A 15328-nucleotide genomic window follows, 5' to 3' on the forward strand; every position below is an offset into this window, starting at 1 on the left:
AGAGGGAAGGTGGTGGGTGTGGAGGGGTTGGGGAATCCAATTGCTTCAGTGAGAAGAGATGGACTGAGCGCCGAAATCCCGGGATGGGTCCCCGCTTTCGCGGGGATGACATGCAGTGGGTTTTGGGGAGGGACGCACTCCCGGTTATCCTCCCTTCTTTTCTTCCCTCGGGCTTGACCCGAGGGTCGCTTGTCGCACGCACAAAGGCGGTGGCTCCTGTATTGGCTCTCGGGTCAAGCGCGAGGGAAGGCGGTGGTTGTGGAGGGTAAGGGGGGATCCAATTGCTTCGTTGAGAAGAGATGGACTGAGCGGCGAAATCCTGGAATGGGTCCCCGCCTTGGCGGGGATGACAGCCCGTGGCTGCGGACAAGCAAAAATTTGCCATTTGTTCTGTTTTAATGAACACTGAAATCGCATTCATCCGCTTGTAGCGCTTTTCGCTTGGGTCCATTTTAGGGGCAACAGACGAATTGGAGCGATCCGAAATGAACGCCATCATGCCTCGCAGCACCGACCACCTGATCGACCCCGATATGCTGGCACGATGGTCGCCGCGCAGCTTTACCGATGAAGCGATCGGCGACGTCGAACTGATGACCCTGTTCGAGGCCGCGCGCTGGGCGCCGTCGGCCTTCAATGGCCAGCCATGGAAATTTGTCTATGTGCGCCGCGGCAGTGCCGACTGGCAAAAATTTGTCGATCTGCTGCTGCCGTTCAACCAGGAATGGGCCCAGCATGCGGCCGCCTTGGTGTTCGTCGCCTCGCGCGTCAACCACACCAATGCCAATGGCGAAGTGACCACCACACGCTCCCACGCTTTCGACGCGGGCGCATCCTGGTCGATGTTGGCGCTGCAGGCCATCAAGCTTGGCTGGCACGCCCATGCCATGGGTGGGTTCGACCATGACCGCGCCATTGCCGAACTCGGCGTGCCCGAGGGTTGGCGGATCGAGGTGGCGATTGCCATTGGCCGGCAGGGCGATGGCTCGAGCCTCAATGAAACGCTGCGGGCCCGCGAAGTGCCGAGCCAGCGCAAGCCGCTCACCGAAATCATCAGCGAAGGCCGCTTTTAGGCTTGTGGTGTTGGGGCCTATCGCGACGCTTCGGGATAGGCCTGCCGCCCTTCTGACCGCGGCAGGTTTCGGCAAACCGTTAGAACCGGGTTTGCTCCGCAATTTTGTTCCACTATTGTTCCCACAAGTGGATGAGGGAATCAGCTTGTGGCAAAGCGCGTAAACACCATCTCTCCGGCGCAAGCGCGCGCGATCTGGATGAAAGCGCAAAGGCTCGATGCCTCGGCGCCGTTTGGGTCGGGGCCAGAGGCTGTTGGAGCCGCGATCGGGCATCTGGGTTATGTGCAGATCGACACGATCAATGTGATCGAGCGCTGCCACCATCATATCCTTTTTTCGCGCATTCCCGATTATCGTCGCAGCGACCTCGCGCAGGTGCAAAGCGGCGATAAGAGCGTGATCGAATATTGGACGCATGCGCTGAGCTATGTGCCAGCGGGTGATCTACGCTTTTTCCTGCCCGCCATGCGGGCTTATCGGGACAATCCCAGCGCCTGGTTCGGTTCGGTGACCGCCAAGGAAATCAGCGCCATGAAGCGGCGCCTGCGGGACGAGGGGCCGCTCTCGATCCGCGATATCGACGATGACGAGCTCGTCGAAAAGACCCATCTCTGGGCCAGCCGCAAACCATCGAAGCGCGTGCTGCAATTGATGTTTTATCAGGGTCATGTGGCGATCTCGGCTCGCAGCGGCATGCTCAAGACCTATGACCTGATGGAGCGGCACTTTGGCTGGGAGCGCGCGCCGAAACCGGCAACGGAAAAGCAGGTAACCGCCTACCTTTTGGATCGGGCGCTGCGAAGCCAGGGGATCGTCAGCCCCGATTCCATCTGCCACCTCAACGCCAAAGCCAAACCGGCAATTCGCGACCTGATTGAGGCGCGGGTCAAGCGGCGGCAATTGGTGCCCGTCATCATAGAGGGCGCTGAAAAGGTGCCGCATTGGGCGGAGCCAGCGGCACTCGACATGGAAATCGCGCCGAGCGACACCGTCCATATCCTCTCGCCCTTCGATCCGCTGATCATCCAGCGCAAGCGGCTCCATCTGTTCTTTGGCTACGATCACCTCTTCGAAGCCTATGTGCCTGCAGCCAAACGCCGCTATGGCTACTTTGCACTGCCAGTGCTGGTGGGCGATCGGGTGGTGGCGGCCGTGGACCTCAAAACCGACCGGGCCGCGGGAAAACTGCTGGTGCAGAAGTGGAACTGGATCGACGAGATCGGCGCCGAGGAGAAGGTTCGGATCGACGAGGAACTCGGCCGCTTCGAGCGGTTTCAGCTTGGTGTTTGACGCTCTAGGGCAATCCGCCGATCAGCCATTGGCCTTCATGCGCAAATAATCGAGCACCATTTGCACGGCATGGGCCTCGCGCTCCTGAACCATGGCGACGCTCGACAGGTCCCGTTCGAAAATCACCGACAGCGTCGCCGTGTTCGAGACGTAAAAAAAGCCCAGGGCGGCAACGGAAATATAGAGCTGCACCGGATCGACATCGCGGCGAAAGAGACCATCCTCATTGCCGCGCTCGATGATCTGCGCGATCTGCCCCACCAGCGGGGAATGCAGCGCCTTGATATCGGGGAGGGTTTTCAAGAACCGCGCATTCTCGATGTTTTCCGTGCCGAGCAGTCGCGGAAACCACGGATTGGCGAGGAAATGCCGGAAGGTGAAGCGCACCAGCCGGTCCATGGCCTGGATGGGGTCATATTGATCAAGACTCAGCGCTCGCTCGCCCCGCCGGATCTCCTGATAGGCATCGAGGAGGACGGCACGATAGAGATCTTCCTTATTGCCGAAGTAATGATAGAGCAGCCGCTTATTAGCGCTGGCCCGATCGGCAATGGCATCGACGCGGGCGCCCTCGAAACCGCGATCGGCGAATTCGACGCGTGCCGCGGCAAGGATCGAGGCCTTGGTCTTGGCCGAATTGCGCGTGCGCTTGGGCGCAACTTCGGGCGGCGTGTCGAGGTCGGCTATTTTGGTTTCTGACACGCGTCTGCCCCACTGCATCCGAGAAGGATGGATCGGCAGGCCGATAGCAGCCGCGCCCGCCTTGGTAAAGCGGCCGCAGAGCATGCTGCCGGTGCGCACCTCCTCAAGTTCGCACCATGGGCGAAGTGTCCTTGGTGGGGCCAAGGCTGTCAACCCTAAGTAACTTTCCGGTCCGCTCGTTTCACCTGAGACGTGCAGATGCCCGCTTGACGCAATGGCCAAACGCTCTGTATCTAAGTAACCAGTCAGTTACACCGCAGAGCGGGTCGGGAGGATTGGAATGGCGGAACAACGCATCGGCATCATCATGCATGGCGTCACCGGGCGCATGGGCTATAACCAGCATCTGGTGCGCTCCATCCTCGCCATTCGCGATCAGGGCGGCCTTGCGCTGTCCAATGGCGATCGTCTCGTCGTCGACCCGATCATCGTCGGCCGCGATGCCGACAAGATCGAGCGCCTCGCCAAGAAGCACAATATTGCGCGCTGGGGCAGCGACCTCGATGCCGCGCTCGCCAATCCAGATGACACGATTTTCTTCGATGCTGGCACGACGCTGATGCGCGCCGGGCTGCTGGAAAAGGCGCTGGCCGCCGGCAAGCATGTCTATTGCGAAAAGCCGACGTCGGATGATCTCGACGTCGCGGTGAACCTTGCCAAGACCGCGCGCGCTTCGGGGCTGAAGCATGGCGTGGTGCAGGACAAGCTGTTCCTGCCTGGCCTGATGAAGATCAAGATGCTCAAGGATTCCGGCTTCTTCGGCGATATTTTGTCGGTGCGCGGCGAGTTCGGCTATTGGGTGTTTGAAGGCGACTGGCAGAAGGCGCAGCGCCCATCGTGGAACTATCGCAAGGCTGATGGCGGCGGCATTATCCTCGATATGCTTTGCCACTGGCGCTATGTGCTCGATAATCTCTTCGGCGAAGTGAAGGCGGTCTCGTGCCTCGGCGCGACGCACATCCCCGAACGCGTCGACGAAAACGGCAAGCGCTATAAGGCCGATACGGACGATGCGGCTTACGCGACGTTCGAACTCGAGGGCGGCGTTGTCGCGCAGATCAATTCGAGCTGGACGACGCGTGTTCGCCGCGACGATCTCGTGACCTTCCACGTCGATGGCACCAAGGGCTCGGCGGTTGCCGGTCTCCACAAGTGCTGGACCCAGCATCGCGTCAATACGCCAAAGCCGGTCTGGAACCCCGACCAGCCGCAGACCATGAACTTCTTCAACGATTGGGAAGAAGTGCCGGACAATTGGCCCGCCGATAACGGCTTTAAGGTGCAGTGGGAAATGTTCCTGCGCCATGTGGCTGAGGATGCGCCTTGGGAATATGGGCTCGAAGCTGGCGCCAAGGGCGTGCAGCTGGCTGAGCTTGGTCTCAAGAGCTGGGCTGAGCGGCGCTGGCTCGATGTGCCGAAGCTGGAATTTTGAGGGTCTAGGACCCTTTTCCATCCCACCCACCGATGTCACCCCGGCCTTCGCCGGGGTGACATCCAAAATGCCAAAGCATTGGGGACACCCGCCTTGCCGACCATCAACCTGCCCAATCCCGACCGCTCGATCACGCCATATACACTGACCGGCAATCCGATCGCCTTCGTCAAATTTAAGTCGACGGATTTTTCGCGCATCGCTTATTCAGCAGCGCATGTCGTGGCTGATCCGCTGGCGTCAAACGATCCCTGGCTGACGCCGGCGATCGATTGGGAGACGACACTCAAATTCCGCCATCGCATGTGGGATCTTGGTCTTGGCGTCGCCGAAGCCATGGATACGGCGCAGCGCGGCATGGGGCTGACGTGGACCGAAGCAAAGGAGCTGATCCGCCGGGCGCAGGCCGAGGCGCGGACGCGGGATGATGCTCTCATCGCCTATGGCGCCGGCACCGATCATCTGGCGCCCGGCCCCGATGTCACCATAGACGACATTCTGCGCGCTTATGACGAGCAGGTCGGCTTTGTCGAAGGCGAGGGCGGGCGCGTTATTCTGATGGCGAGCCGGGCGCTGGCGGCGGCGGCAAAGTCGCCGGACGATTATGCGCGGGTCTATGGCCATGTGCTGAGCCAGGTGAAGCAGCCGGTAATCATGCATTGGCTCGGGGAAATGTTCGATCCGGCGCTACAGGGCTATTGGGGCGATATCGACCACGACAAGGCGATGGATGTTTGCCTCGACGTCATTGCCGCCAATGCCGATAAGGTCGACGGCATCAAGATTTCGCTGCTCTCGGCGGAAAAAGAAATCGCCATGCGCCGCCGCCTGCCGGCAAATGTGAAGATGTATACCGGCGACGATTTCCATTATGCCGAGCTGATTGCGGGCGATAATCAAGGCTTTTCGCACGCGTTGCTGGGGATTTTCGACGCCATCGCGCCTGCCGCCTCGGCGGGTCTGGCGGCGCTTGGCAAGGGTAACACGCAAGAGTTCTTCGATATTCTGGAGCCGACCGTGCCGCTGAGCCGCCATATCTTTGCGGCGCCGACGCGGTTTTATAAGACGGGCGTGGTTTTCCTCGCCTATCTCAATGGGCTGCAGGACCATTTCCAGATGATCGGCGGCCAGCAATCGACCCGCTCGCTGCAGCATCTGGCTGAACTGTTCCGGCTTGCCGACAAGGCGCGTGTTCTTGGCGATCCGGACCTCGCGACGGCCCGGATGAAAGCCGTGTTGGCGGTGAATGGAGTGCCGGCATGACCGAACGCAAAATTTCGCTCAACCTCGCGACGACCCGCCAGCAATGGGGTTTTGCCGAGGCGGTCGATGGGTGCCTGAAGGCGGGCATTACCGCAATATCGCCCTGGCGCGACCAGATCGCGGCGATTGGGCTCGATGAGGCGGCGCGGATCGTCAAGGCGAACAATCTGCAGGTGACGGGCGTTTGCCGCGGCGGCATGTTCCCGGCTGAAACGGCCGAGGGGCGGCAAAGGCAGATCGACGATAATCTCCGGGCGATCGACGAAGCCGCGGCGCTCAACGCAGATTGCCTGGTGCTGGTCGTTGGCGGCCTGCCGGGGTCATCGAAGGACCTGCCCGGCGCGCGCCAGATGGTGAGCGATGGTATTGCGGCCATGCTGCCACATGCCAAGGCTACGGGCGTCAAAATCGCCATCGAGCCACTGCATCCGATGTATGCGGCTGACCGAGCTTGCGTGAACACGATCGATCAGGCGCTCGATATCTGCGAGATGCTGGGTGAAACGGTTGGTGTCGCCGTGGACGTCTACCATGTCTGGTGGGACCCGAACCTCGCTGCAGCCATTGCGCGCGCCGGCCGCATGAAGCGGATCTTTGCGCATCATATCTGCGATTGGCTGGTGCCGACCAAGGATATGCTGCTCGATCGCGGCATGATGGGCGATGGGGTGATCGACCTGCCCGCGATCCGGAAAATGATCGAAGACGCCGGATTTTTTGGGCCTCAGGAAGTCGAGATCTTTTCCCAGGACAATTGGTGGAAACGTCCTGGCGATGAGGTGCTCGCTGTTATCAAAGAGCGTGTGGCAACGGTCTGCTGAAATAAAAAAAGCCCCGGTTTCCCGGGGCTTTCTTTGTTAGGCCAGCAAGGCTCTTACGAGACCTTGTTGTAGGTCAGGGTCTGGCAGAGGATGCCGCCCTGGCAGCCCGTGATGGTCAGCGTGTTCGCGTCCTTCACTTCGACGATCGCCTTGGCATTGCCGCCATTGAGGGCGATCTGGCCTTCCCACTTGCCTGGGGCAGTCTGATCAGCCGAAACAACCTGCTGGTTGATGAAGGCGAGGTTTTCTTCAGTGCGCGAATTGCCCTGAACGTCATTCAGAACGCCGCACAGCTGGGTGCCGGCATCGCCGCAGGTCGAGAAGGTGAAGGTGGTGCCCCACTTGTCCTTCCAGACGCCATCTGGCGAAGCAACGTCCTGAGCGAAGGCCGGAGCGGCCAGAGCAGCGAGGGCAATAGAGGTGGCTACAAATGCCTTGAACATGGTTATTCTCCGCAGCAAATAACAAGCATAGCAACGCTATGCCCGGTGAATTGATAGAAAGGTTGATGCACCTCAAACGTGGCGAGGTTCGGGACGGTTGCAGTTTCCCGATAAATGTGAACGGCTTGCACTTGCTTGCTGAAGCGCCAGAGCGCGCTAATTGCCGGTGATGACTTAAAAAAATCCGCAGCTTTGCAGTTTTAAAATTAACGCTGCCGAATGAACGTCGCCGCGATCTCGATATGGCTCGACCATGAAAACTGGTCGAAAGCGGTCAAACGAGACATGGAAAAGCCCGATTTGAGCAAGGTTGCGGCGTCGCGCGCAAAGCTTTTGGGATCGCAGGCCACCATGACGACATGCCGCAATTTGGAGGCCGCTATTTCCTTGATCTGGGCCTCGGCACCGGCGCGGGGCGGATCGAGCACCACGGCGTCATAATCCAATTCGAAGCGCGTCAGCGGATCGCGGAACAGATCGCGGGACTTGACCGTGATGGCCTTGAGCCCCTTGGCGTGGCGAAACCCTTTATCGAGCGCCATCACGGCGGGCTTGTCGCTATCGCTGGCAAAGACGGCTGACTTCTCCGCAAGCCGCAGCGCAAAGGGGCCAATACCGCAAAAGAGATCGGCGACCGTCTTGGCCTTACCGACGGCCTCGACGACGTAACTGGCAATTGCGTCTTCGGCCGCGGCGGTCGCTTGCAAAAAGCTGCCGATCGGCAATTCGACGCTGGCCTTGCCCATGGTGACGCGCGGCATTTGCGAGAGAAACAGCATTTCGCGATTGAAGGCGAGGCGCGCGAGCCGGAACCGATTGCCGAGCCCAATCAATCGATCGCCCTTAAGCCCCTTGACCTCGGAGCGCACGGACACATCGAGCCCGGTATCGGTTGCGGCAAAGCTGACATCGCAGGGGCCGATCAGAGCGCCGATGGCGCGCGCGATATCGGGGGCTGGCGCCAGGGCGGGCACGAGGATCGGGCAATGGTCGAGATCGAGCAAATCATGGCTGCGGAGCCGCATATAGCCTGCCGCATCTTTGCGCGCATGGAGCGTGGCCCGGCGGCGCCCGGCGCCCGCGGCGTCGACAAAGGCTTCAACCGAGGTTTCGATTCCTGCCTGGCGCAGCGGGGTTTCGACAAGACCGATCTTGAAGGCGCGATAGGCCGCGGGGCCCATATGCTGAAGCTGGCAGCCGCCACAAGTGCCGAAATGGGGACAGAACGGCGCTATGCGATCGGGCGATGGCTCAAGAACGGAAAGGAGCGTGCCACGCTCCTTGTCCTGGTCCACCAGCACTTTTTCGCCGGGCAAGGCAAAGGGCACGAAGACCTTTTGGCCATCGCGCAGAAAGATGCCTTCGCCTTTATGGCCAAGGCCGATGATGTCGACGGTGTCACTCATGGCCGCAAAACCTCAAGCCATGATCTCGATGCGACGCTCGTTCAAGCAGCGAGCGGGCCGGACGCATCCGAATTGTCGCGATCGAACTGGCCGTGCTTGCGGAAGCGCCACATATATTCAGGCAGCACTTCGTCCATGCTCGTCGGATCGATGCCGAAGGCGGCAAAGGTCCGCTTCTCCTTGATCGCTTCGTCGGTCACGACATTGTCGACGCCCAAGAGTTCGACCTGATCTTCGGTGACGACAGGCGGGATGGGCAAGAAGCTGAAGGGCAGGGCGATCAGCTTGGCGATGCCGGCGGGCAGCGTGATCAGCGGACGCTTGCGGCCAGCTTCGCGCAGGATGCGGGTCATCAGCGCGCGGTTGGTTTCGATATCGGGACCGCCAAGCTCATAGACACGGCCGGTCTTGACCTTGCCATCGGCGGCCGCGACGATCGCCTCGACGACATCGCCGACATGGACGGGCTGGAAACGGGTATCGGGCGAGATCAGCGGCATGAAAGGCAACATGCGCGCGAGATTCCCCATCTTGTTGAAGAAGCCATCTCCATGGCCGAACATCAGAGATGGGCGAAGGATCACCGCCTGCGGGAACGCCTCGAACACGGCCTTTTCGCCGGCAAGCTTGGTTGCCGCATAATCGCTGACTTCGGCAGCGGCTTCGACGCCAATGGCGGAAACATGGACGAGTGCCTTGGCGCCTGCCGCCTTGGCGGCGCGCGCGACAAAGGCCGCGCCTTCGGCATTGACGCTGGCAAAGCTCTGCGCGCCGGCTTCATAGCCAAGCCCGACGAGATTGATGACGATATCGGCGCCCTGGACAGCCCGCTGCACCGAGGCTTCGTTGCGCAGATTTGCCTGAACCGGCAGGATCTGGCCGACATTACCGAACATGCGGGTTTCCCCAGCAAGATCAGGCCGGCGCACGGCGACGCGGACGCGATAACCCTCGCGAGCGAGGGCCTGCACCAGATGCTTGCCCACAAATCCCGAACCGCCGAAAACAGTGACGAGCTTGGGAGAGAAGCGATCCATTTGCGAGGAACTCCGACGAGGCTTGGGGCGATAAAACTTTAGACTGCTTCTAACGCAGCAGCGCCGCCCGTGTCGAGCATATCGTGATGCGCCAGACGCTTGACTCTTTCACGCGTTTGTTCTTCTTTCGTTCTTAAAGGAGAACCATCATGGCTGAAAAGCACGACTATCAGGGCCAATGCCATTGCGGCGCGGTGCGCTACACCGCCAGCACCGATTTCGCGGGCATGGGCGATTGCAACTGCTCGCGCTGCCGCCGGCTCGGCTGGGTGATGCAATCGGTGCCCGAAAGCGATTTCAAGCTGATTGCCGGAGAAGATCAGCTCACCACCTATCATTTCAATACTGAAATGATCGACCACCTCTTTTGCAAGACCTGCGGCATCGAGAGCTTTGCCCGTGGCAGCGACGGCAAAGGCAACATCATGTATATGATCAACGTCAATTGTCTCGATAACCCACCCAAGGTCGATCGCAGCGCCATCAAGCATTGGGATGGGGCAAACTTCTAAAATCCGTCATAAGCCCGTTGACTTTAAAAGGGCTGGGCCCTAGTTACACGCCCGTCGCCCAGATGGCGGAATTGGTAGACGCGCACGGTTCAGGTCCGTGTGCCGCAAGGCGTGAAGGTTCGAGTCCTTTTCTGGGCACCAATATTCTCCGAAGCCGTTGATACGGTGGAGAAATCCGCATAAACAATGGCTTAGGGGCCGCTGCTAGTCCAAACACTTGGTACAAAGCAGCGGTCCCGTGGGTCATCTAGTGCAAAACCTCTACCTCGTTAAGAATCGCTGGAAATACCGCAGGGGCATACCCGAGCGGTTGCGTCCGCATATCGATGGGCAAATCACTGAGTTTGTTCGGTGGCTTGGTCCGCACGAGGAGCAGGAAAAAAATCCGCCGCCCCGTATCACTGCCCGATATTCTGAAGTCGCCAGCGAATGCGCGGCGCTGATTGCCATGGCTGAAAAGCGGGCGAGCGGACACTTCGATGCTTTGAACGCCCAGACCATCGCCCATATCATTGCCACCGCCCGTCATGAACTGTTGGACGAGGACGAGGAGGGTCGATGGGACGCAGACACCGAAGACTCCGAACGGCACTGGACGAAACGCCAAGAGAATCTTGAGGTCTCCCTTTCGGCCTACCAGCAGGAATATGCACGAGGTCAAGTAGACGAGTTCACTGAGGACGAGGCCGTGGACCGGTGTGCCGCATTGGGCCTCCGGGTGGACACCGGCAGCGATGGGTTCCGCAAGCTGGCCCGAGCGTATCTGGGGGTTCTCATAGAGGCCACGGAGAAGGCGCTTCAGCGGCAGAATGGTTCACCTACACCAACTCCTGCACCACCTCCTCCCATTGCTGCCCATGCCGTCCGCAAGCCAAACGCGCAGACCATTACAGGGCTGGTGAAGGATTGGTGGAAGGAGGCTGAAAAGGCGGGGCGGTCTATCAGTACCCATGAGGCATACACTCGGGTTGCCAAGCAGTTTTCTGGCTTCCTCGGGCATGATGACGCGAATGCGGTGACGAGAGAGGATGTGGTCCGCTACAAGGATTTCCGCATCGAGCAGGGCCGGAACCTCAAAACCGTCAAGGCTACGGACCTGTCAGCCATCAATGTTCTCTTCACGTGGGGCGTCGAGAACCAGCGTGTTGCCGTCCACCCCGGCACGGTGAAAATTACCGTCCCCAAGAGGAAGACAACAAGGCCTAAAGGGTTCACCGACGACGAAGCCACCGCCATCCTGACAGCCGCAAGCGCGTACCAGCCAGCCGGCAAGGAGCCCGACCCAATCACCCAGGCCAAACGATGGGTTCCTTGGCTATTGGCCTATACCGGGGCACGAGTGGGCGAGATGGCCCAGCTTCGGAAAGAGGACGTACGCCACGAAAATGGGCGCTGGATCATCCACCTCACACCCGAGGCCGGGACGCTCAAGACGGGCGAATATCGGGACGTGGTGATGCACCCACACCTTGTGGACCGAGGGTTCCCGCTGTTTGTTGAGAAGGCCAAGCCGGGACACATGTTCCTCAAGGTTACGCGGGAGGGACCGGAAGGCGTCATGGGAGCCCTTCAGACCACCAAGAACCGCATCACGGCCTTTGTCCGCACCATTGTCGAAGATAGTCGTGTCCAGCCGAACCATGCTTGGCGGCACCGCTTTGAGACCACCGCCAGAAACCTCGGGAAACGGCAAGACGTGACCAACGCCATCACCGGCCACAGCACCAAGGACGTGGCGGCAGACTATGGGGAGAAGGAAATGGCAGCACAGGAGACGTTCTTCCGTGACTGGCCCTGGTTTAAGGTCACTTAAGCGTCTACGCGAAACTCGCGCAGCATGACCTCGGCTTGTGCCAGAACCATCTGAACCGCGTCCTGCTCAAGATCAGGTGGATAGCCGAACCGCTTCAGGATGCGTTTGACGAGAATGCGCATCTTCGCCCGGGCGCTGGCCTTGCGATGCCAGTCCACCGTGGCAGACCCTCGCATCTGGGTGACCAGTTCATGGGCAATCACGCGTAGCTGCTCGCTACCCATGGCCTCGACGGCGCTGTCGTTCTCAGCAAGTGCGTCATAGAAGGCGATTTCCTCAGGCGAAAGCCCCAGTTCTTCGCCACGCGCAGCAGACGCCCTGATGTCCTTGGCCAGGCGGATCAGTTCCTGGATCATCTCGACCGTCGAAATGGCGTTGGCATGGTATCGCGCCACGGCCTCTTCTAGCCGCCTGGAGAAGGCCTTGGTCTCGACGACGTTGGACTTTGAGCGGCTGGCGATTTCGCCGTTGAGGAGCTTGCGCAGGGCCTCCAGGGCGAGGTTCTTGCGCTCCATCTGTTGAACTTCCACGAGGAACTCGTCGGACAAGATCGACAGGTCGGGCGACTGGATACCCGCAGCCTTGAGGATGTCCACGATCTCCGCGCTGGCCACCGCCCGATCCAGCAGCTGTTCGATAGCGAAGTTCTTGGCCTTGTCTGTCATCTTGCCGGTCGCGGTGGTTTTCACTAGCGCAGCCCGAACGGCCTGGAAAAAACCGACCTCGTCGCGGATTGACCGCGCTTCATCGCTGGCCGAAGCGAGAGCATAGGCCTTGCTCAGTTCGAGAACGGCGTCTTGATAGCGTCGGTGAGCCTTCTTCTTGTCCTCGACAGACTCGACTATGGCAGCTTCCTTCTGCTGCCATGCCAATATCCATTCGATGGCATCTGCCAGCGCCTCAAGTCGCTGCTCAGGTCGTCCGTCGATACCCAGGTGATAATCGTGCCCGTGGTACATGGCCCGCACGACCTCGTACTTCTCCATCAGGACAGCGACGGCTTCTTCCTCATTGATACCGGTCTTGTCGCGATCAGAGGCCGTGTACTGACCCAGGGCAATCTTGAGGTTCTGGGCGATGCCGATGTAGTCCACGACGAGGCCGCCTGGCTTGTCCTTGAACACGCGGTTGACCCGGGCAATTGCCTGCATAAGGCCGTGGCCGTGCATCGGCTTGTCGATATACATGGTGTGCATGCACGGCGCATCGAATCCCGTCAGCCACATGTCGCGGACCAGAACAAGCTTCAACGGATCGTCCGGATTTCGCGCTCGCTTGGCGAGATCATCGCGGCGGCGCTTGTTGCCGATGTGCTTCTGCCAGGACAGCGGATCGGAAGCGGACCCGGTCATGACAATCTTGATGGCGCCCTTGTCGTCATCGTCGGAGTGCCAGTCGGGCCGGAGCTTGATGATCTCGTCGTATAGGTCAACGCAGATGCGGCGACTCATGCAGACGGCCATCGCCTTGCCGTTCATGGCAGCAGTCCGAGCCTCAAGGTGAGCCACCAGGTCCGCAGCAACTTGGACCAGCCGCTTGTCCGAGCCAACCAGGCGTTCGACCGTTGTCCATTTGGCCTTCTGCTTTTCCTGCTCGGTTAGCGTGTCGTCTTCGAGGATCGCGTTGATCTCGTCGTCGATCTTCGGCTTTTCGTCCTCGTCCAGCTCGATACGGGCAAGGCGGCTCTCGTAAAAGATCGGAACCGTCGCCCCGTCCTCGACGGCGCGGCTGATGTCGTAGATGTCGATATACTCGCCGAAGACCGCTGGCGTGTTCACATCCTCCGCCTCGATGGGCGTTCCCGTGAAGCCGACGAATGAGGCATTGGGCAGGCCTTGTCGGATATAGTGGGCGTAACCATAGCGGCGCTCGCCACTGGTCCTGTCAAGTTTAGCGTCGAAGCCATATTGGCTGCGGTGGGCTTCGTCCGCCATGACAATGACATTGTGCCGATCGGTCAGCAGCGGAAAGCGCTCCTCTCCAGCCTCCGGTGAGAACTTCTGGACAGTCGTAAAGATCACACCACCGGACGCTCGGTTCAGCAATCGGCGGAGATCGTCTCGACTGTCGGCCTGCTCGGGCGTCTGGCGGATAAGGTCACGGCAGAGGCTGAAGGTGCCGAAGAGTTGGTCGTCAAGGTCGTTGCGGTCGGTAAGGACAACCAGAGTGGGGTTCTCCAAGGCCTTCGAGCGGACAATGAGGCCCCCAAGGAAGGCCATCAAAAGGCTCTTCCCGGACCCTTGTGTGTGCCAGATCACACCAATCTTGCGATCGCCATCAGGGCTAGTCGCATCGACGGCACTGGCGAGAGCTTTCCGGGCACCGTGGAACTGGTGGTAGCCGCCGATAATCTTGAACAGGCCGTCGCCGCGATCCCCGAAAACGATGAAGTCGCGCAGTAGCCCCAGAAAATGCTCTTTCTGGAATACGCCGCGCAACAGCGTGGTCATCTCGCGGGGGCCATGGGGGGTGAAGTCGCCATCCAGACCGGTAACCGTGCGCCAGGGCATAAAGCGCTCTTCGTCGGCAGTCAGCGAGCCGATACGCGCCAGCATACCGTCGGAGGCCACAAGGACTGCATTAGTACGGAAGAGGCTGGGGATCTGCTGCTTGTAGGTCTGAAGCTGGTTGAAGGCGCTGGAAATCGTTGCGGCCTCAGACCCGGCATTCTTGAGCTCGATGATTGCGAGCGGGAGGCCGTTGACCAGCACGACTACGTCTGGTCTCCGCGTGTGTCGACCTTCCACCACGGTGAACTGATTGGTCACAAGCCAGTCATTGTTCTCGACGTTGTCGAAGTCGATCAGCCAGACCTTGTCGCCCTTGATCTCGCCATCGCCAACGGAGAACTCAATGTCCACGCCTTCAGTGAGCAGCCGGTGGATACGGCGGTTTTCTTCAATGAGGGATGGGGTCTCGCTGACGAAAAGCTGCTTGATCGCCGCCGTTCGGGCCTCGGTGGGAACGTTGGGGTTGAGACGTTCGACCACCGACTCGAGGCGTTCCCGCAGGAACATATCGGAATAGGCCTCACGCTCAGGAGAGACGCCATCCGGGGCGATCTGAGAGGCCGGAAGGTACTGATACCCGAGGGCCTCGATGATGCTGATGGCAGCTTCTTCTACGACACCCTCATTGAGGCTAGAGCGAGAGTAGATAGGGTCAATGTGTTCGTAGACAATATCGCGCCCAGCATAGCTCATTTTGCACCACTCGCGATGAGGTTGATGATCTGGTCTACCTCATAGGGCGTCCTTAAGGTGAAGCGGTAGGCATCTCCACGGTGCAAGTGGTCCATCTTCTTAAGCGCCGAGTGTCGCCCATAGAGCATTTCGCCCTTTGCGTTGGTCCTGGCGTAGGTTTCGCTGCCGGGGCGCCGAGTGCCACCCAATGCTGCGGCGCTCATCCGGTCGGTAACCTTCGCCTCGCACCAAATCTGCAAATTGCTGCCAGGTTTAACGATGATCGCCGTCTCCACAGTCGAACCGTCATGCCCGGGCACGACATATCTTCTCGCGTGGACCTTCTGGTGACCA

At 59.9% G+C, this 15328-nt stretch carries 13 protein-coding genes and 1 tRNA gene; 8 read left to right on the top strand and 6 right to left on the bottom strand.

The window, feature by feature from the left end:
• Positions 1 to 485 precede the first annotated feature (485 nt).
• Positions 486 to 1073 carry a nitroreductase family protein gene (locus ASE94_RS11160; protein WP_062630470.1) on the top strand — a complete coding sequence of 196 codons (588 nt, stop codon included), beginning with the start codon at positions 486 to 488 and terminating at the stop codon, positions 1071 to 1073.
• Between the two features lie 198 nt (positions 1074 to 1271).
• The gene (locus ASE94_RS11165; protein ID WP_062630693.1) at positions 1272 to 2363 is read left to right on the top strand and encodes a crosslink repair DNA glycosylase YcaQ family protein; all 1092 of its coding nucleotides are present in this window, start codon (positions 1272 to 1274) and stop codon (positions 2361 to 2363) included.
• Between the two features lie 21 nt (positions 2364 to 2384).
• On the opposite strand, the gene ASE94_RS11170 is transcribed toward ASE94_RS11165, so the two are convergent.
• Complete coding sequence (locus ASE94_RS11170; protein ID WP_162236084.1) at positions 2385 to 3065, bottom strand: TetR/AcrR family transcriptional regulator; 681 nt, start codon at positions 3063 to 3065, stop codon at positions 2385 to 2387.
• 280 nt (positions 3066 to 3345) lie between these two features.
• On the opposite strand from ASE94_RS11170, the gene ASE94_RS11175 reads away from it, so the two are divergent.
• The 3 genes from ASE94_RS11175 to ASE94_RS11185 all read left to right on the top strand — a co-directional run bounded on the left by ASE94_RS11175 (position 3346) and on the right by ASE94_RS11185 (position 6581).
• Positions 3346 to 4497, top strand: a complete 1152-nt coding sequence (locus ASE94_RS11175; protein ID WP_062630472.1) for a Gfo/Idh/MocA family oxidoreductase — start codon at positions 3346 to 3348, stop codon at positions 4495 to 4497.
• Between the two features lie 93 nt (positions 4498 to 4590).
• Positions 4591 to 5760, top strand: coding sequence for a dihydrodipicolinate synthase family protein (locus ASE94_RS11180; protein WP_062630473.1), 1170 nt, complete (start codon positions 4591 to 4593; stop codon positions 5758 to 5760).
• Positions 5757 to 6581, top strand: coding sequence for a sugar phosphate isomerase/epimerase family protein (locus ASE94_RS11185; RefSeq protein WP_062630474.1), 825 nt, complete (start codon positions 5757 to 5759; stop codon positions 6579 to 6581). Before ASE94_RS11180 ends, ASE94_RS11185 begins: the two co-directional genes overlap by 4 nt.
• 53 nt (positions 6582 to 6634) lie before the next feature.
• On the opposite strand, the gene ASE94_RS11190 is transcribed toward ASE94_RS11185, so the two are convergent.
• The 3 genes from ASE94_RS11190 to ASE94_RS11200 form a co-directional block, all read right to left on the bottom strand.
• Positions 6635 to 7024 carry a hypothetical protein gene (locus tag ASE94_RS11190; protein WP_062630475.1) on the bottom strand — a complete coding sequence of 130 codons (390 nt, stop codon included), beginning with the start codon at positions 7022 to 7024 and terminating at the stop codon, positions 6635 to 6637.
• A 206-nt stretch (positions 7025 to 7230) separates the two neighbouring features.
• The gene (locus ASE94_RS11195) at positions 7231 to 8430 is read right to left on the bottom strand and encodes a methyltransferase (protein WP_061908567.1); all 1200 of its coding nucleotides are present in this window, start codon (positions 8428 to 8430) and stop codon (positions 7231 to 7233) included.
• A gap of 41 nt (positions 8431 to 8471) precedes the next feature.
• A complete protein-coding gene (locus ASE94_RS11200) occupies positions 8472 to 9467 on the bottom strand; it encodes a complex I NDUFA9 subunit family protein (RefSeq protein WP_062630476.1) in 996 nt (331 codons plus the stop codon).
• 149 nt (positions 9468 to 9616) lie between these two features.
• Here ASE94_RS11200 and ASE94_RS11205 point away from each other — a divergent pair, with 149 nt between their 5' ends.
• From ASE94_RS11205 to ASE94_RS11215, 3 genes are all read left to right on the top strand, one after another.
• On the top strand, positions 9617 to 9979 hold the full coding sequence (locus ASE94_RS11205) for a GFA family protein (RefSeq protein ID WP_061908565.1): 363 nt from the start codon (positions 9617 to 9619) through the stop codon (positions 9977 to 9979).
• Between the two features lie 56 nt (positions 9980 to 10035).
• Positions 10036 to 10120 (top strand) — tRNA-Leu (locus ASE94_RS11210).
• A gap of 109 nt (positions 10121 to 10229) precedes the next feature.
• On the top strand, positions 10230 to 11792 hold the full coding sequence (locus ASE94_RS11215; RefSeq protein ID WP_062630477.1) for a tyrosine-type recombinase/integrase: 1563 nt from the start codon (positions 10230 to 10232) through the stop codon (positions 11790 to 11792).
• Here the strand turns inward: ASE94_RS11215 and ASE94_RS11220 are convergent.
• Positions 11789 to 14995 (bottom strand): type I restriction endonuclease subunit R, encoded by a 3207-nt coding sequence (locus ASE94_RS11220; RefSeq protein WP_062630478.1) that lies wholly within the window; start codon positions 14993 to 14995, stop codon positions 11789 to 11791. The genes ASE94_RS11215 and ASE94_RS11220 overlap by 4 nt on opposite strands.
• Positions 14992 to 15294 (bottom strand): hypothetical protein, encoded by a 303-nt coding sequence (locus ASE94_RS11225; protein WP_156352115.1) that lies wholly within the window; start codon positions 15292 to 15294, stop codon positions 14992 to 14994. The genes ASE94_RS11220 and ASE94_RS11225 overlap by 4 nt, the downstream gene beginning before the upstream one ends.
• Between the last annotated feature and the right edge of the window lie 34 nt (positions 15295 to 15328).

Source organism: Devosia sp. Leaf64 (genome assembly GCF_001421945.1).
In the GTDB taxonomy this organism is placed as follows: domain Bacteria; phylum Pseudomonadota; class Alphaproteobacteria; order Rhizobiales; family Devosiaceae; genus Devosia.